At 45.7% G+C, this 16,867-nt stretch carries 18 protein-coding genes and 1 pseudogene; 5 read left to right on the forward strand and 14 right to left on the reverse strand.

The window, feature by feature from the left end:
* Positions 1 to 114 precede the first annotated feature (114 nt).
* Positions 115 to 765, forward strand: coding sequence for a DUF4097 family beta strand repeat-containing protein (locus ABN764_RS20370; RefSeq protein WP_446672921.1), 651 nt, complete (start codon positions 115 to 117; stop codon positions 763 to 765).
* 251 nt (positions 766 to 1,016) lie between these two features.
* Here the strand turns inward: ABN764_RS20370 and ABN764_RS20375 are convergent, their stop codons facing one another.
* The 5 genes and pseudogenes from ABN764_RS20375 to ABN764_RS20395 form a co-directional block, all read right to left on the reverse strand.
* The gene (locus tag ABN764_RS20375; protein ID WP_446672922.1) at positions 1,017 to 2,318 is read right to left on the reverse strand and encodes a DUF4261 domain-containing protein; all 1,302 of its coding nucleotides are present in this window, start codon (positions 2,316 to 2,318) and stop codon (positions 1,017 to 1,019) included.
* A 522-nt stretch (positions 2,319 to 2,840) separates the two neighbouring features.
* Complete coding sequence (locus ABN764_RS20380; RefSeq protein WP_446672923.1) at positions 2,841 to 2,990, reverse strand: hypothetical protein; 150 nt, start codon at positions 2,988 to 2,990, stop codon at positions 2,841 to 2,843.
* A 561-nt stretch (positions 2,991 to 3,551) separates the two neighbouring features.
* Positions 3,552 to 4,016 (reverse strand): hypothetical protein, encoded by a 465-nt coding sequence (locus tag ABN764_RS20385; protein WP_446672924.1) that lies wholly within the window; start codon positions 4,014 to 4,016, stop codon positions 3,552 to 3,554.
* A gap of 50 nt (positions 4,017 to 4,066) precedes the next feature.
* Positions 4,067 to 4,495, reverse strand: coding sequence for a hypothetical protein (locus tag ABN764_RS20390; protein WP_036618848.1), 429 nt, complete (start codon positions 4,493 to 4,495; stop codon positions 4,067 to 4,069).
* A 210-nt stretch (positions 4,496 to 4,705) separates the two neighbouring features.
* A pseudogene (locus ABN764_RS20395) lies at positions 4,706 to 5,302 on the reverse strand (site-specific integrase); the annotation flags it as partial.
* A 110-nt stretch (positions 5,303 to 5,412) separates the two neighbouring features.
* On the opposite strand from ABN764_RS20395, the gene ABN764_RS20400 reads away from it, so the two are divergent.
* From ABN764_RS20400 to ABN764_RS20410, 3 genes are all read left to right on the forward strand, one after another.
* On the forward strand, positions 5,413 to 5,952 hold the full coding sequence (locus tag ABN764_RS20400) for a GNAT family N-acetyltransferase (RefSeq protein WP_021254967.1): 540 nt from the start codon (positions 5,413 to 5,415) through the stop codon (positions 5,950 to 5,952).
* A gap of 397 nt (positions 5,953 to 6,349) precedes the next feature.
* The gene (locus ABN764_RS20405) at positions 6,350 to 6,631 is read left to right on the forward strand and encodes a hypothetical protein (RefSeq protein ID WP_446672925.1); all 282 of its coding nucleotides are present in this window, start codon (positions 6,350 to 6,352) and stop codon (positions 6,629 to 6,631) included.
* A gap of 41 nt (positions 6,632 to 6,672) precedes the next feature.
* Entirely contained in the window at positions 6,673 to 6,984 is a 312-nt protein-coding gene (locus ABN764_RS20410; protein ID WP_446672926.1) for a hypothetical protein, read from the forward strand.
* A gap of 5 nt (positions 6,985 to 6,989) precedes the next feature.
* Here ABN764_RS20410 and rlmD read toward each other — a convergent pair whose 3' ends face one another.
* The 4 genes from rlmD to ABN764_RS20430 form a co-directional block, all read right to left on the reverse strand.
* On the reverse strand, positions 6,990 to 8,528 hold the full coding sequence (gene rlmD / locus ABN764_RS20415; RefSeq protein ID WP_446672927.1) for a 23S rRNA (uracil(1939)-C(5))-methyltransferase RlmD: 1,539 nt from the start codon (positions 8,526 to 8,528) through the stop codon (positions 6,990 to 6,992).
* A 581-nt stretch (positions 8,529 to 9,109) separates the two neighbouring features.
* Positions 9,110 to 10,012, reverse strand: a complete 903-nt coding sequence (locus ABN764_RS20420; RefSeq protein WP_446672928.1) for a diacylglycerol kinase — start codon at positions 10,010 to 10,012, stop codon at positions 9,110 to 9,112.
* A gap of 433 nt (positions 10,013 to 10,445) precedes the next feature.
* Positions 10,446 to 11,549: a sirohydrochlorin chelatase gene (locus ABN764_RS20425; protein WP_446672929.1), complete on the reverse strand. Its 1,104-nt coding sequence runs from the start codon at positions 11,547 to 11,549 to the stop codon at positions 10,446 to 10,448.
* A 4-nt stretch (positions 11,550 to 11,553) separates the two neighbouring features.
* The gene (locus ABN764_RS20430) at positions 11,554 to 11,844 is read right to left on the reverse strand and encodes a YerC/YecD family TrpR-related protein (RefSeq protein WP_021254972.1); all 291 of its coding nucleotides are present in this window, start codon (positions 11,842 to 11,844) and stop codon (positions 11,554 to 11,556) included.
* A 280-nt stretch (positions 11,845 to 12,124) separates the two neighbouring features.
* Here ABN764_RS20430 and ABN764_RS20435 point away from each other — a divergent pair, with 280 nt between their 5' ends.
* Positions 12,125 to 12,667 (forward strand): tyrosine protein kinase, encoded by a 543-nt coding sequence (locus tag ABN764_RS20435; protein ID WP_446672930.1) that lies wholly within the window; start codon positions 12,125 to 12,127, stop codon positions 12,665 to 12,667.
* A gap of 59 nt (positions 12,668 to 12,726) precedes the next feature.
* Here the strand turns inward: ABN764_RS20435 and ABN764_RS20440 are convergent, their stop codons facing one another.
* The 5 genes from ABN764_RS20440 to ABN764_RS20460 form a co-directional block, all read right to left on the reverse strand.
* Entirely contained in the window at positions 12,727 to 13,725 is a 999-nt protein-coding gene (locus ABN764_RS20440; RefSeq protein WP_174808358.1) for an inorganic phosphate transporter, read from the reverse strand.
* A gap of 104 nt (positions 13,726 to 13,829) precedes the next feature.
* Positions 13,830 to 14,441, reverse strand: coding sequence for a DUF47 domain-containing protein (locus ABN764_RS20445; protein WP_021254975.1), 612 nt, complete (start codon positions 14,439 to 14,441; stop codon positions 13,830 to 13,832).
* A 457-nt stretch (positions 14,442 to 14,898) separates the two neighbouring features.
* On the reverse strand, positions 14,899 to 15,729 hold the full coding sequence (locus ABN764_RS20450) for an alpha/beta hydrolase family protein (protein WP_072731989.1): 831 nt from the start codon (positions 15,727 to 15,729) through the stop codon (positions 14,899 to 14,901).
* Positions 15,730 to 15,909: 180 nt separating this feature from the next.
* The gene (locus ABN764_RS20455) at positions 15,910 to 16,155 is read right to left on the reverse strand and encodes a hypothetical protein (RefSeq protein WP_028532338.1); all 246 of its coding nucleotides are present in this window, start codon (positions 16,153 to 16,155) and stop codon (positions 15,910 to 15,912) included.
* A gap of 68 nt (positions 16,156 to 16,223) precedes the next feature.
* A complete protein-coding gene (locus tag ABN764_RS20460; protein WP_174808360.1) occupies positions 16,224 to 16,802 on the reverse strand; it encodes a TetR/AcrR family transcriptional regulator in 579 nt (192 codons plus the stop codon).
* Positions 16,803 to 16,867: the final 65 nt, after the last annotated feature.

Raw genomic sequence — 16,867 nt, forward strand, 5'->3', positions numbered from 1 at the left:
TTTCAAGTGTTTTCATTAGAAAATTCTTTGATTGCACAAGTTAACTTGATGTTGACGCAACGTAATCTTATATAATCAGTTCACAATCATGAAGAATAGTGATGAGGTGAGTAAATGAAAAAATACTGCATTGGTTTACTTTTGGTGGGGATGCTTATTCTTAGTGCCTGTAGTTCTTACCAAGAAAATGCTGCACACGCTGTGTCATTAAAGGGGATAGAAAACATCCATATTGACCACGGCAGCACAACATTAATAGTAGAATCAGCAGATATAGAGTCACTTGAAGCAATTAGTAATGGACCTGAAATTGTTATAGATAAGGAAAAAGACAACATCAAAATTCGGCTTAAGAGTGATATTAGAAACATCGTAAATATCGGAAAAATGCCTCAGCTATCCGTTCGTATTCCAAACAATTATGAGAGAAAAGTAACGTTAGACGGTTCTTCCGGTAATGTAAAGATAATCAATCTGAGCACACAGAAACTCGATATCCAAGGAAGTAGTGGAAATGTATCGCTTGACTATTTAAAAATAAATAGTGACATCAATATTTCTGTCAAAAGCGGCAGCATCCTTTTAAATCTGGAAGACAAGGACTCCAACATAAACTGGCTTTTGCAATCTGGTAGTGGCAGACGAGCTATGGGTATTCCTTTGAATCATTCTCAACAAAATAACAGAAAGACACAGGGACAGACGGGGGATGGCTCATTTCATGTGAGTCTCCAAACAACTTCCGGAAATATAACGGTTAAATAAAAAAACGCCTCAGATGTGATCTCTGAAGCGTGATTATTTGCAAAACATATTTATGTCATCTAAAGCTGAATGAGCAAGCCCTCTAAACAAACTTACCCTCATCATTCCATGCATCATTAATAAGTGGAGTAAAATTAGTTCCCTATGAATGGTTCTGTGTATTATCGCATGGATTTTCTAATAATTGAGCAATGGTGTATGAATTCTCTTTTAACTTTTCTATTTATTCATCGCGGATAGGTAACTGCTGTCTACGACTGCTCTGCGCCTTGACTGCCGGCATAATAAGGCTCTCCCGGATCTATATCGATAACAACCCGGTGCGGTGCGGCCAGCCCGTATTGGTGCTCGCAGCGCCAGCGCATCTCTTCGGTGAAACCAATTGTTTCCCCGTCGGCAATAACGTCCCCGCGGTCGAATAAATAATAGGCGATATTAAGCAAATTTCCGGCTACTTCATCAGGCTCCAGATCGTAATAGTGACACTGAACATCCGGAATGCCAAGCGCGGCAAGTCCCAATGAATCCATCAGACCTTCAGGGCGCCCGCTGCCTGTGCCTTCAACATTATAAAAACGAATGTTCAGCGCACCATATAGCAGTTCTCCTTCTTCAATCGCCGCCAGATAAGCGCTAGGTTCGACGAGCTTATCGCTTTCCCGGAAATAGATGGCGTCGCAAGGCGCCGTTTCCAGCACCGCCCGCAGCGAGCCGGTGAACAGCTGCAGCCGCGATTTGGGATCTAGTCCCGATGCCATCATGTCGATCAACAACAGCGAGTGCTCGCAATCACTCACGACTTGAGCGGCTTCCCGCCAATGCCAGGACTGCTGAATGGCCGACTCGTAGTCCGTAACCGGGCGGTTTTCTGTATCCATTAGGCTGGTTTGTGCCGGCATTTCGCCTTCAGTATATTCAACCATATAATTCAAATGGAAAAAATGCAGCAAATTCTGATCTTCCTGACCGTTCGCTTCCCACACAGCAAGTCCCGCGGCATCCGGATGATGTTCTCCGCGATCAACCTTCCCCGTGTAAAGTTCCATCTTCTCGCAAAGCATGTTTCGATCCAGCTTCGGCGGCTGCTTGTATTTTAACTCCACAGCGTACACCTGGGCAAAACCAAAGTCCTTTTGCTGTTCAAGCCTCTCATTCGCCTTAATATCATTCTTCTCCGCATCAATTGCGTTTGGCTGCACCTCTTGATGGTCTGTTAGGCCAATCTCGTGACGGCTCCACTTCAATAACAGCAAAGTATCTTCATCCTCGGGATCAAGTTTATTCGCCATTTCGAATGCTGTTACTGCCTCCTCATATTGCGATAGGTAGTAATAGGCATAACCTACACGAAAATGCCAAAGAGGGTCGTTCTCGCCTTGCGTTTTTATCGTCGAAAGTTGGTGTAATGCTTCATCGTAACGTTCCAGATTATTTAATACTCTCGCCAAATGGCTAACTATATCATAATCTCTGTCCTGTTCGGGAATTTCCGCAATCTTGTCTACTATTTTTTCGAATTCGTCCTCTTCATGCCAGAGGTTAAGCTGTTCCAACAAGTCTTTTTTCATCACATTACCTCCTTAGCTTCTAAAAAGCCTCTTCGATGTTTTTCTAGTTTTATTTCGGAAAACCTCCTTACTTCACTAATAGGAAACGAACAATATCCGACAATTAACTTTCAAGACCGTTTTCCGAAACATTTGCCCCTCTATAGGTGAGTAAAGCGTATAGCCCAACGATAATGGGGAGATCATTTACGGTTCTCTTCATTTCCGTAAACGTCAAAAATAAAAAAGGTACTATTTTTGATAGCACCTTTTTAAATCATTATTCTATTTTCGTTCCCACACTAGTACTTGAAATTAAGGATTTCCAGCTTTACTGTCTTCGTAGCAAAGCAACCGACTCCACATGTGGAGTCGACAGTAACAGAAACGGCTGAAACCCTTTTTAACAAGGACATCCAGCCGTTTCTCTTTTTGTTATTTGTCATTCAAATGAACAGCCTTTACTGGATCGCATCACAATTGTAAGACTCCATGCTGTCTTCGTAGATAGTATGTCATTAACAATCACTATTTAATAACTTCAACCTTTTTTTCCCCTGCTGTCTTCGCCGGCTGAGTACCTTGGGCATCGACTGTGCTGCTGGCTGTAAGCAACATAGTCACGACTAGAGCTGTGCTGAGGGCTGCGGAAATCATTTTTCTTTTGCGATTGACCATGACCATACCTCCAATATCTATCTTTTGATAAGTCGATCATGCTGTCTGATAATTGAATTATAACGTACTGGTAGTGGTTGTAAAGAGAGTTTTTCCCTTGATGAGCACAGCAACGACTAATCGACTTACCGCTTCAATCAACTCAGGGATTTTCTCATCTGTAATACTCTCCAAAACCACTCCACTACTGCATTCTCAGCTATCTGTGCCATTCCTCACCAGCAAAGCCACTCATCTAAATACGGGTATCGGATTAACGAACATGATTTACTACAATTTTTTAATTATGAGAGGGTTGAGGACTTTAAAAAGTTAAATACCATTAGTTTAAGCCGCCGAGAAGTCGGCGGTTATACATATTCAGAAAACATAATCGGCTTTGACCGTGGCTACAGGAGAACACGTTAAAAACTGGCTCGGCTTTCACCAGTCAATGTAGCCCCGCGAGCACAACGGAGCGGAGTGAACCCTCTGAGCGAAGCGAAGCCTTGACCAAGCGAAGCACAGGGCAAGAAATAAATAACCACCCCACGGGCGGGAAAGGCAACAGAAAGTAAAGCTCTATATTCCACAATGGTATAAATAAAAATTACCTTCGGACAATCTATCAGAAAATGAAATTATCTTTTCGAATTGCTTAATGATTTCAAGTCGATTATAAACTAACTTTTCATAATGACCCGATTGTACTCCACCCTCAACCATAACAAATTCTCCTGTAAGCTCTAGTACTGTCGGTGAGTTCAGAAATAAGTCTCTCCAAGAGGAAAATACACTTTTTAAGTTCCTAGCAGAAACCTCATCAAAAAGAGTCACGCCGTGATAGTTAATCCCTGCACTAGCTGGTGTCCCATGTAAAGCTGGATTTCTACTCGGAATCCATTTTAATGTATCACTAACGTACAGAACAATGTCATCATGTATCACTACACTATCTATAACTTTAGGATTGTTTTCTCTATTCATCCAAAATTGTTCTATATCTATTGTAATAGGAATGAGATGAAACTCATGTTCTAATGCCATCTAAATCCTCCCAATACTTTATAACTTCACCTTCCCCCCACCTGTTGTTTTCAGATGTAAGGTTCATAATCCTTTTCATATGACACTTTCGTTTCTTCATGCGTCGGTATATCTATCAGTTGCACTTTTTTAATATCCATGTGTAAGAAATCGTTTGCTAGTATTTTTACTATTCTATCAATACTCATCATATCCCAATCTTCTGAAAGCTTTGACCATACATAAATATAGGTAGGCTTGTGGCCTTTATCATTCATCGGTGCAAAGTGGTCAACTTGACATAAGGTATCTTCTTCATCCCTCGGATATATATAACTATAATCGATGTCCTTATTACCTTTTATGAACTCCTCAATCTCGTCATAAAATTCTTTGTCTTCTGTTTTATCAAGTTCGTTATTCAATAAATTTATGAGACAGGGCTGAGTCAATAAATCGAAATATCCTAGAAAGTTATTTTTGTCCTTGTCAGAAAACAATGTAATTTCATCATTAGAACTTTTGTCGCAGAATCCATATACTCCATACCAAAATAGCCAATGTAGATCGGCTACACTTTGGCATTTTGTGTTTTGGGAGATGTTCTTAAATGTTCTTAAATGCTCTTAGAAATTTTTATATTTTTGTCTTGAAAGGTAGTAAAAGAGTAGTAAATTCGTTTTTTACTACCAAGCAAGATACATTTTATATCAAGCAGCGAGCTGCTGTTCTTGTTGCTTTCTTTTTTCCAATCGTTCCATTTCTGCACTTGCAGAATCGAATGTTGCGTGTGCGTAATAGTTGAGGGTCATTGTAATGTTGGAGTGTCCCATGATGTATTGCAATGCTTTTGGATTCATGCCTTCATTGGCTTTATCGGTGCAGAATGTATGTCTTAGGGTATGTGGTGTCACTACCTTTGGCAATGCTACTTCATTATCATTATCCTTGTTGTACTTCTTTACAAGTCCTTGGAACACACTATTGTAATTTATACCGATTTTCGGATTGCCGTTTCGAGTAACGAATATGAAGTTGCTGTAGCCATCTATGGTGACAGTCTTTGTAAATCTGCGCCTATCCATTATACGTCTAAAGGCTTGATAGACTTCCTCTGTCATCTTAATTCGTCGGAAACCACTCTTTGTTTTTGGTTCATCAATGTAGTATCCAGTTCCTGTGCAGTATAACAACTGATGGTTTACATCAATAATTCTGTTTTCTAAATCTATATCTGCATCTGTCAATCCGCACAACTCGGAAATACGAAGTCCTGTACCAAGCAGTATGATTATATCATCATAATGTGGAAATATCCGGGTTTTTATACTATACTGGTGTCGTTAAGGCACGGAGGACGGGGAACGGCGTTACGGGCAGATGCAGCGAATTTATATTTTCGGAAGTAGGGAAGAAAATGATTGAATTAAGAAAAATTACCCACGATAATTTTGAGGCAGTGTTGAAGTTAAGCATAACAGACGAGCAGAAAGGAAATGTGGATTCCAGCATATATTGTTTGGCTAAAGCCTATGTAAAGATACTCAACGACGAAAAACCTCCTATGATCTTCGCTATATGCAACAATGATGAAGTCATAGGATATGTCGATATTGGATTTTTCGAACTGGCGGAAAGTGCATTTTTATGTGAAAAATATGGAGATAAATCTACTTATGGACTTAATCGCTTTATGATTGATAAAAAGCATCAAGGCAAAGGATTTGGCAAACAAGCAATGATGAAAGTTATTGATTACATAAAGTCGTTTCCACAAGGAAAAGCCGATGCAGTTGCTACATCATATTGGATGGTAAACGAAGCCGTCCGGAAGTTGTTTGCGTCTGTCGGTTTCGTTGAAACAGGAGCGATATGGGACGGACAAACAGGGGGTAATTGGAATGCAGAAAGAAAAGATATAGAGTATGCAGAAGTAGGTGCCAGACTCGGATTATAAAGCTAACAATTTGAATAGTGCATCGTACAGTATAAGACCAACTATGCGAAGTCAATAGCAAAAATGCAAAAAGAAAGCACAACATTAGCCGTGCAAAAAAGTGCACGCTTCCGCGAACCTGTGGGAAACAGGCTTGAAAAAAGGGATAATAGTAGTAAATTGGAGTTGAAATCCTGTGAATGTGCTTGTAAATCAAGGGCTGTGGGGTTTAACTAACAAATTTTTTGTAAATTAGTTTGCTTTTGCAATACTGCTCCCTCCCTTTCACCTATGACGTTTAGACTACTTCAACTCTACATCAACTTTCTACATCTTTCAACACCGACTCCCTAATAAAAGGTTATCGCAACTAATCCCCTACCAAGAACGATTGCTTTGATTGAAAGGGGAGGTAATAATGAATATTGAAAGAGTGTTTACAGGCACAACTGACTTTAAGACCTTAATTATTAGTCAATTGGAGAAGGAGATTGAAAATATTGTATCTGCCGCCCGAAAAGGATACATTTGTGGCACCTATGCAAGGCATGGGAACATCGCTTGTACCAATCATGCAGTTAAGGAACAAAACCTCACAGAAGTCATTCTAAGCGACTTAAAAGCGATGTACGACAAACTGAACCTACCTGATCTGGATGCCAAGGTCAAACAAAGAATAAACGCTAACCAAAAAAAATAACAAAACAGCTACAAGCCATTGATAAACAAATACAAAAGCAAATGGATATAAAGAAAAATGCTTTACAGAAGTTTGTCAGTGATGCTATTACCAAGGACGACTATGACTGTTTGGTTACAGATATTGAAGACAAGTTGCTGCATTTAGAAGTCGAAAAAAGCCAACTTCAAAAAAAGATGGAGGAAAGCTACTCAGCGAGTAAACTTTTCTCCATCAAAGAACAATTTAAAAAAGCAGTGGCTTTCGATACTTTGACTACAGAGACTCCTTTACGCTTCGTTGAAAAGATTGAAGTCAAAGAAGATAAAAGCATCAAGATTTATTATAAGTTTGCCATGGTTGAGGGGTTATAATCCACTCAACCTTCTTCTAAAACTAGCAGTGAAACACACTCCACATGCGTAGTCTGCGGGAACATGTCCACCGGCTGTACCTCAACGACGCGGTAGCCTCCACCCGCCAGCACTTGCAAATCGCGAGCCAGCGTCGACGGATTGCAGGACACGTATACGATGCGCTCTGGTTGCATGGCAAGCATCGTGTCGAGCAATGCAGGATCGCAACCCTTGCGCGGCGGATCGACGACGATGACATCAGGCGTCACACCCTGCTCCTTCCAGCGAGGAATAACGTCTTCTGCTGCGCCAACGGCGAATTCTGCGTTTGTCACGCCATTCAGTTCTGCATTGCGGCGCGCATCGGCGATCGCTTCCTCAACGATCTCGACGCCGAGTACCCGCTTCGCGCGCCGTGCAAGGAACAGCGAGATCGTCCCTATGCCGCAATACGCATCAATGACCGTCTCTTCCCCTGTCAGGCCAGCATATTCTACAGCCTTTTCATACAGCACTTCCGTCTGCACCGGATTTACTTGGTAGAAGGAACGCGCGGAGATTTTGAACGCGATATCACCGATATAATCCGTAATATATTCCGAACCCCACAATACGCGGGTCTTATCTCCCATAATAACGTTCGTACGCTTCGTATTAATATTCTGGCAGACGCTCTTCAACTGCGGCAAAGCCTCAGCAAGCTCCGCTACGATCTTCTCCTGATGCGGCAGCTTGTCCCCATTCGTCACGAAGGTGATCATCAACTCGTTCGTGCGGAAGCCGACGCGCATCATCACATGGCGCAGCAGCCCTGTATGCTGCTCTTCATTATACGGCTCAATGCCGTATTTCCGTACAACTTGCTTCACCGCACGCATCGCGTCGTCGTTCATTTCATGCTGGATCAGGCTCGTATCCGTATCGATGATCCGATGGCTCGCTTTTGCAAAGTAACCGCCGATCAGCTCGCCTGTGCGCTCATTTTTGCCGATCGGCATTTGGCTCTTGTTCCGATAGCGCCAAGGCTGCTCCATTCCGATCGTTGGCCATACTTTGATCGGCTGCTCCTGCGCAGCATTTTCAGTTGCAGCTGCTTCGCCATCCGCTTGCTCCACTTGGAACTTCCCGATACGCTCCAGCACGTCGACGACATGCTGCCGCTTCCATATCAGTTGCTCACTGTACGCCATATGCTGCAACTGACAGCCGCCATATGCATTCGCTGGATGCTCCAACTCCACGCGATGTGGGCTGTCTACAAGGCGCTCTAACACCTTCGCATATCCGTACTGTTTCTTCACCTTCAGTACAAGCGCACGCACCTGCTCACCCGGCAATGCCCCTTGTACGAACAGTGTGAAGCCGTCTGCACGACCTACTCCTTCTCCATCATGCGTCAAGCCGATAATATCCAGTACAACCTCATCGTTCTTCTGAACCGGAGCATTATGCACGCGTGCATGTGCCGCGCGTCCACCCACCGCTTCCTGTGAACGCGTCGCAGATGCAGACTGTCCTCCATTTCGACGCCCCGGCCGTTTGCTTTGCTTATTTCCTTTCACTCTGATGCCCTCCTGTTATGTGCTAACGAATTCATCTATTTTTGAATGCCCTCGCATTGCTTGTCTACCGTCATGTTCATGCTCTTTCTTCTGTCAGGAACCATAGATACATGAGATATCTTCCTCAATGATCGCAAGCAGTCTGACACGATACAAATAACGTCGAACGACTCTGCATCCTTACGCAGCCTCGAAAACGTCATCCCTATTGCATCCAGCTGTTCACATGTTGAGCATGGCACAATCATACCATAATCTACCCGCGAACAAGAAGAACCAGCGGTTCACTAGCTCTAACTACTTTTTCCTAACAAAAAAGAATCCCAACCATAATCCGGTCAAGCCACATCTCAGCATTCAGCAATTAGCAATTAGCATTTAGCTTCTGCTTTCTGCTTTCTGCTTTCTATATCCAATTATCGCTATTCTATTCTCCTCACCACAGCAATAACAATAAAACGGCTTGACCCGCGCCCTCAACGACAGCAAGTCAAGCCGAACGTCCACCATCTGATCGTGGAACGATATCATTCTATTTTCCATTGCCATAACAGCTCGGTACATACGCACTTCTCTCCAGCTCACAAAGCCTCTGGAACATCCGCGAAAATACGCAAATGGGACGGCAGCACCCTGAACGTCGCTGGCAATAAACCGCCGAATTCGCCGTCTAGATTGAGCTGAACTGCATCCGGCGATGTAACCGTAACTCGATTCGTCTGCTTGTGAATGACGAGCGGATCATTAATATGCTCTCCCCGAAGAGCCATACTAGCTACCCGAACGAACTCCACAAGATTGCAGCGTTTCAGCATAATGACATCGAATAAGCCGTCATCAATTCGCGCCTCAGGCGCCAGCTTCTCGAAGCCGCCAACCGAGTTCGTATTCGTAATCAAGAACAGCATGAATTCCTCATGATAGACGCCGTGGCCTTCCAGCTCAATACGCAGCTCCGTCGGACGCAGGCGAGTCATCTTCTCAAGGCCCTTCATATAATAAGCGAGCTGCCCGATAATCGTCTTCAGCTTGCTTGGCACCTCATACGTCAATTCCGTCAAGGAACCGCCGCCTGCAATATTAATGAAGTACTTCTCATTCGACTGCCCAAGGTCAATAACCCGAGTTGTCTGACGCGTAATAATTGAGCAAGCATCCTCCCAATTGCGAGGAATACCCAACGCCCGTGCGAAGTCATTCGTCGTCCCAAGCGGAATAATGCCAAGTGGAGGCCGTTCCGGCTTGTCCGCCATCCCATTAATGACCTCATTGAGCGTACCATCGCCACCAGCTGCGATAATCATATCATAGCCGTTATCAATTGCTTCTGCCGCACTAGCCGTTGCATCTCCTTCGCCTTCCGTCGCATGCGTCGTCGTCTCGATGCCAGCAGCATCCAGCATATGCAATATATCCGCCAGCCGCTTCCTGCCTTCCTCCCGGCCAGATGTCGGATTATAAATAAGCCTAGCTCTCTTTACCATGAATGTTTCACCCATTTACAATCTATTCACGTTCAACCGATTTCACAACCTTCTTCGCGAAGGCTTAGCTGCCAGCAACATTTCGCCATATCGTCCAGTTCTAGTCACTTTGCCTCGAACAGCAAAACAACCTGTGTTATGAACCATACTACCATAGTAAGCTTCTTCATATCCACATCATGCCTTGTTGGAGACATCCTAACTTTACAGCAGCCCTGCGGACAGTTATAAAAACTCCGAACCACCAACATATATTCTTATGTATCAAGATGCATCGTGGCATTCTCACGCAATTCCATCTGCATCGTCACATCATACAATCTATTCTTCTCATGATAACACAATCGTTCCTCAAAATGTTCGAAACTGACGGGATAATCGCCCTAGCAACTTCCGTCGGCAGACTTTCAAACGATCCCAATCCCGGCACCAACTATTGAGATACATTCCCCTTCATCATAGCCAGTAAACGAACCGCTTCCTGCTGCAGCCATCTATTCAAGGCGGAGTGCGGCAGCAGAGCTTCGCCATCATACATGGCAGACACATCACCAAGCCGCTGCGGAATCACATGAGAAGTGAAATAACCTCGACTGAGGAACACAGGAACGACGGCAACACGACGTTCAACAATCTGTTCTCCGCACGAGCGGCCTCCACCATCATGACCATCGAAGACATCCATACCGCCGAACGAGTCTAGGGGAACAGTCAATTGTTCCGCCCTGCCGCTCCAGACAATTTCATCTTGACCGAGCGTCAATACGCTCTGTAAACGGCTCACCGCTTCCGCAATATCTTCACAGCAGAGCAAGGCATGTGAGGCTCCTGCACACGAGCCACGCAGCACAAGCTTCCGCTCCAGTCGCCGTAAGCTCTCATGCCAGCGCGAAGCAAATGGCTCGTATCGACTTCCGTGCGCAACGAGCAGCACTGCATCCGAGTCTGGTCGTACCCCGAGTCCACGCAGCCGCTCCTCCACCATCTGAAGGAGAACATCCTCCTGACTGTCCACATCCGCAATCGAACAGCTTCGATCAGACTGTGCCGACAATCCTAAGTAAGAGCCACTTTCACTCCCATCTCCACTTTGCTCAACATGAGCAGAGAAGGAAGATTCGACAGCTCGCCCGTTCTCTTCCATTCCTTCGCTCGACATAGCTGACGGACACACATGCAATGGAACAACATCCCCTCCATCGAGCGGTCGGCCGTAATAGACGCGGGCACGCACTCGGAATGGCTCCAAGTCCGTCTTACAGAGCGGAGCAGGCTTAGCGCCCAGCGCATATGCTATCTCATCGGCATGCGTACTACCCGCAGACACGAACAAGGGGATGACCCCAATATGGTTCACCCCTTGTGCTTCCAATGTATTAATGCCGTATTGTATATCTTGTTCCGGTACACATTCCAAGTAAGAGGAGACGACAGCAACCCCTTCAGGCCAATCCGTCTGTGCGATGGCTTCCTCTACCAGTGTAACCCAGGATTCATCTCTTGAACCGTGGCTGATGATAAGCAGTCCCGGCTTCATCAGATTATTTACCTAAGCGTTCTAATGCCATTTTATAACCATCATTTCCGTAGTTCAAACAACGCTTCACGCGGGAAATCGTGGCTGTACTTGCTCCGGTCTCCGCTTCAATCTGATTGTACGTACAGCCCTTGCCCAACATACGAGCAACCTCCAACCGCTGGGATAAGGATTGAATCTCATTTACCGTGCACAGATCATCAAAGAAAATATAACACTCTTCCACTGATTTCAGCGTCATAACCGCCTCAAACAGCTGGTCGACTGACTTATCGTTCAATTTTTTCAATTGCAACCTTATCCACCCCTACATCAATGCTTGTTACCCTCATTGTACTTCCTTTGACATACCTTTTCAAGCATTACAGTTGTCATGCGTTAGTGAATTACTGTAAAAATAGAGCGCTTCCATAAAAGATTGGGCGTCCGTCTACGGGCGATCGTCCAATCGAGTTGTTCGCCTATCACATACAGTATATTATCCCATACCAATGCAGAAAGCACTAGAGAATGTTGATTGGAGTACGTTAAGACTATGCAAACCTGCCATACTTATACAAAAAGGTCGTGATGAGATGAACAACCCTCGCCAATATGAGAGGGCTCCTTTACCGTCGCAGCTGATGAACGTCCCCAGTCTTCCCAAGCAAAAGGAAAACAAGGCGCATATCCGCAGCTTCAGCCCTGAACCTGCGCCCTTCTTGCCGTCATTCACTCCACCGCCACCGTTAGAGACAACAACAGCCATCGTTCCATTTAGCCAAGCAGCCGAATCGCCAATTGCCACGGTTGTTGAGGAGACCACTGCCAAGAAAAGCGGCTTCTCGATCGGTGACATTAAGCAAGTCATTGATCGCATGGGCGGAATTGAAGGCATCGTCGAGACGATGGGCAAGGTGCAGAAAGTAATGAACAGCGTATCCCAGATTGCTCCCGTCGCCAAGCTGCTCATGGGCACACTCCTTCCAGGCAAAAAGAAAGACGGAGAAGACGGTGACGAAGATGATCATTGGACGAAAAATCCGCGGAGGCGCCGCCGCAAGCGTACAACAGGAAAAGGGAAATCGCCGATTCCAAGTAAGCAGCGCCGTCGAACTTCCAAGACGCGTCGCCGGTAATTACACACAGCAAAAGAGCCGACTCCTCCATAGAGAGAGCCGGCTCTGTGTGCTTCTATTTAAAAGAATAGATCGATGAACTTGAAAATAATCATCGCAAGTACCGCGCAAATCGGAATCGTAATGAACCAAGTCACTACAATACGACCTGCTACGCCCCACTTCACCGCCGAGAAACGCTTGGCGGAGCCTACCCCCAAGATCGCGGAGGTAATAGCATGCGTAGTGCTAATAGGCAAATGCGTCAGCGTTGCCGACATAATAACCGAGGCTGCAGACAAGTCTGCGGCAAAGCCGTTAATCGGTTCAATTTTGAAAATTTTCGTTCCCATCGTTTTAATGATCTTCCAGCCGCCAATCGAAGTACCGAGTGCCATCGCTGTTGCAGCAGCAATCTTAACCCACAGCTGTACTTCCATTTCGGTCTGCAGTTGTGCAGTGACGAGTGCGAATGTAATAATCCCCATTGCCTTCTGCGCGTCATTCGTACCATGTGTGAATGATTGCAGAGCAGCCGTAATAATTTGACAGGTTCGGAACCCTTTATTAACGGTATGTGGACTATGATTCCCAAATATCCATTTCAAGATTGTCATCACAACATAACCGACAGCGAAAGCAATAATTGGCGAAATAATAAGACCGAGAACGATGTTTTTAAATCCGCCCAAGTTCAAATAATCTGATCCGGCGCCGATGAATACTGCCCCTGCCAATGCACCAATGAGCGCATGCGAGGAAGATGACGGAATCCCGAACCACCAAGTAACTAAGTTCCAGATTATGGCCGCGATCAGCGTCGCCATGACGATTTCAAGACCATTCTCCAGCTTTGCTGGATCGGCAATGCTGCCGCCTATCGTCTTGGCAACCCCTGTAAAGGTCAGCGCCCCGGCAAAGTTCATCACAGCGGCCATCAAAATGGCAACTCTCGGCGGAAGCGCCCTCGTTGACACCGACGTGGCGATCGCATTCGCCGTATCGTGGAAGCCGTTAATAAAGTCAAAGGCAAGCGCCAAGAAAATAACGACGCCCACGATAATCATCGTAATATTCATATCCATTATCTATGTGATTGCACAGCACTAATTATCGTCTGTCCGCGCAATCCCTACCTCCTTCGTACACTAGGGCTGGCTTATCTTATGTGTTACGACAGTTATTAGGAATTTCGCATGACGATCGTTTCAAGCTGCTTCGCCACATCCTCACAGCTGTCGGTCGTCTGTTCAAGACGCTCGTATACGTCCTTGCGTTTGATCAATTCGATTGGATCCTTTACTTCAGCGAACAAGGCACGAACCCCACGGCGGTAAATGTCGTCTGCGGAATTTTCCAGCTCATTGACACGTATGTTATGCTCGCGGATAGCAAGCAGTTTTTTCTGTGACAACAGTTTGATTGCCTTCTGTATTTCATATGCACTGCGCTTGATAACATCGGCGAACAATACCACGATTTCATCACGTTCAATCATTTGGTACATGTCGAAACGCGAAGCGCTGGCCTCCATCCCATCAAGAACATCGTCGAGTGCAGTGGTAAGCGCCATAATGTCCTCGCGCTCAATCGGCGTAATGAATGTTTTATTAAGCTCTGTCAAGATCGTATGTACATAGACGTCACATTTGCTTTCCAGATCCTTCATTTCCTTCGTAAACGCCAAGACATCCGTCAAATCTTCTACGCCTTGTGCGAACGTTTCTGCCGCTAGAACGAGCGTATCCGCCATGTTTTGCAGCGTTTCGAAAAACACGTCCCTTTTCTTGAACATTCCCGAGATCTCCTTTGCAACAAAAATTGCATGTGATGTAATCTTCTAAACCTTACATATCTTATCATAGGATACGGTGGTTTTGTAAAGAAATCGTAAACCAAACGTGAGCAAATGTCGAAACTTTAGCCCTATTCACCGCCAGAAATTCTCCCTTATTCGACAATTTTCGCCGTTTTTCATAAAAAGTACAGCAAAATACCGTTCTCACGCCGTTTTTCGCTCACCATCCAATGTTTCCCATGTTGAAATGTTGGATATGCCATAGACATGGGCTAGCAATCATGCTGCGCCCACCATACGGTATAGTTTCCTCCTTTTTCTGCAAAGACATACATAAGATCGGCATATGCTCGTATTCACCCCAAATCAAAAAAGACGAAGCTGCTATGCCTTCCGGCTGCCACTTCGTCTCACATTCATAATTGGATTATCTCACCCCCACACCATCATCAAGCTATATACTCCAGTTCGCCCATTCTTCCTGCCGCTTCTCCCACCGCTTCAACCATTGAAGCGTGCAGGTGAACAGCTTCTCCCGATGCGTGCCATCCGAATACGTATGATCGGCTTGGAACACAATTTCCTTATCACATTGACCGTCGCTGCGCAGCCAGAACACCTTCTGGAACAAGAAGCTGTAATCCGCCGGGATGACATCATCACTTGTGCCGTGTACGAGCAGTACATCGCCATTGAACTTGCGTGCCTCTTGCAGCGGCTGATGAACACCCAACGCATTGAAGTAAGCAGGCGTGAAGGAATATCCCAGGTAATCGGCGGATCCTCTTGTCATTGCCGTATCGTACTGCTCTCGCCCGACTATCCGCACAATATCATTGAATGGGTAGGCTACAGGCGACCAGAGGACAAGCCGCTTAATGCGCTGATCGCGCACAGCGGTCAATATTGCAATCGCTCCACCTAAGCTGTGGCCGATCAGCGTTACCCGCTGCGGGTCGACATCACCGCAGCCGAGCGCATAATCGAGTACTGACTGCGTCTGACTTATCATGTCATCTAGACCAGTATGCCCGTAATCGCCCGTGCTCTCGCCGCATCCGGCGAAGTCGAAGCGCACAACGATGTGCCCTTCCCCTGCCAGTCTGCGCGCTGCATTCACGAATAAACGGTCAACACCGATTCGGCTGCCGACGAAGCCGTGGCAAATAATCGTTACAGGGGCGCGCCGCTTCACACCACGTTCAAATGGAGCTCGCTCCTCTGGATAATGAATCGTCGCCGCCAACCGTTCTTCTTGCCATCGAATATCAATATGTCGCTCCATCTTACACTCCCCTGCCTTCTACATCACTCAGGTGCGTGCAGTGCACCCTGCATCGTCTATATCATATAATTCCGATTAATATACTATGTTTTAAGTTGAGTGTACTCCTCTATCCGATTGCTGTCAAGAGTTCAGACAAGAAAAAAACCGCAACACCGCGCAGCGGTATTACGGTTTTGATTAGTAATGCAGTCCGTACGAACGCTGCAGCATCTGATGCGTCTCCAGCGTCCCATCCGTCATCCCCGCCTGTAAATGCGAGGCAGCCTGATCATAATCGTCTGTGTCCGCAGAGTCATCCGTCAAGGATGACTTGCTAGCTAAATGGGACTCTTTAACCGCGGACGCTTCGCTTGGCCCCCTCGAATGCTCCTGATTGAGATACAGCTGTGTTAGCCCTTGTTCTGAATCGCTCTTCCCTTTCATCCTTGTCACCCTCCTGCCGTATGTCATGATTGGCCTATACGACATTATTATGGTGTGTAAGGAGAATTTTATACGCCGTTAGAAGGACGTTCAGACAGAATGCCATGACAGAGCATCGTCGTGATCTGGTCAGACAATGTGCGTACGTTCATCCGCTCATCCAAATTGCCTGGCTGGAGGAAGAACTGCTTCATCGACACGAGATAACGCACGATCAAATGCGGAGAAAGCTCTTTGCGAATCTCTCCCCTCTGCTGCCCCCGGAAGATTGCCCCTTCAAACTCCGGGATGACGTGCTCCTCTTGATAGGCCATCATTTTTGCGAACAGATTTGGATAGTACTGCGTTAAATCGGTAACGAACGTTAAAGATATCCGATCAAAGGGCTGGTATTTTAGCAAAAGGTCGAATAGTTCATACATATCCTTCGCTTCTTCCATCACACGCAGCAAAAATTGATGGCTCTCCTGCACCATCCGTTCCGTAATAGCCTCAAGCAGCCCTTCCTTACTTTGAAAATATTTATATATCGTCATTTTCGCAACGGGAACCGCCTCCGCAATCTGCTCCATACTCGTCTCTTGGATGCCCCGTTCGAAAAACAACCGCTGTCCGACATCCATAATTGCGATCGCTTTACTGTTCAACTGGCATAAGCTCCCCTTTCCGTGCGGACAAGGCTCTGCCGCCTATGCCTTCAAGAGAGAGACTG

Origin of the sequence: Paenibacillus wuxiensis (genome assembly GCF_040195695.1) — a bacterium.
GTDB lineage: Bacteria > Bacillota > Bacilli > Paenibacillales > Paenibacillaceae > Paenibacillus_B > Paenibacillus_B suaedae.

Excerpts from the sequence above, each read along its gene's own strand:
- ABN764_RS20405 (WP_446672925.1), top strand. The coding sequence starts at position 6,350 with ATGAATATTGAAAGAGTGTTTACAGGCACAACTGACTTTAAGACCTTA.
- ABN764_RS20445 (WP_021254975.1), bottom strand. The coding sequence starts at position 14,441 with ATGTTCAAGAAAAGGGACGTGTTTTTCGAAACGCTGCAAAACATGGCG.
- ABN764_RS20410 (WP_446672926.1), top strand. The coding sequence starts at position 6,673 with ATGGATATAAAGAAAAATGCTTTACAGAAGTTTGTCAGTGATGCTATT.
- ABN764_RS20370 (WP_446672921.1), top strand. The coding sequence starts at position 115 with ATGAAAAAATACTGCATTGGTTTACTTTTGGTGGGGATGCTTATTCTT.
- ABN764_RS20455 (WP_028532338.1), bottom strand. The coding sequence starts at position 16,155 with ATGAAAGGGAAGAGCGATTCAGAACAAGGGCTAACACAGCTGTATCTC.
- ABN764_RS20440 (WP_174808358.1), bottom strand. The coding sequence starts at position 13,725 with ATGAATATTACGATGATTATCGTGGGCGTCGTTATTTTCTTGGCGCTT.
- ABN764_RS20385 (WP_446672924.1), bottom strand. The coding sequence starts at position 4,016 with ATGGCATTAGAACATGAGTTTCATCTCATTCCTATTACAATAGATATA.
- ABN764_RS20400 (WP_021254967.1), top strand. The coding sequence starts at position 5,413 with ATGATTGAATTAAGAAAAATTACCCACGATAATTTTGAGGCAGTGTTG.
- ABN764_RS20435 (WP_446672930.1), top strand. The coding sequence starts at position 12,125 with ATGAACAACCCTCGCCAATATGAGAGGGCTCCTTTACCGTCGCAGCTG.
- ABN764_RS20425 (WP_446672929.1), bottom strand. The coding sequence starts at position 11,549 with ATGAAGCCGGGACTGCTTATCATCAGCCACGGTTCAAGAGATGAATCC.
- ABN764_RS20420 (WP_446672928.1), bottom strand. The coding sequence starts at position 10,012 with ATGGTAAAGAGAGCTAGGCTTATTTATAATCCGACATCTGGCCGGGAG.
- ABN764_RS20380 (WP_446672923.1), bottom strand. The coding sequence starts at position 2,990 with ATGGTCAATCGCAAAAGAAAAATGATTTCCGCAGCCCTCAGCACAGCT.
- ABN764_RS20450 (WP_072731989.1), bottom strand. The coding sequence starts at position 15,729 with ATGGAGCGACATATTGATATTCGATGGCAAGAAGAACGGTTGGCGGCG.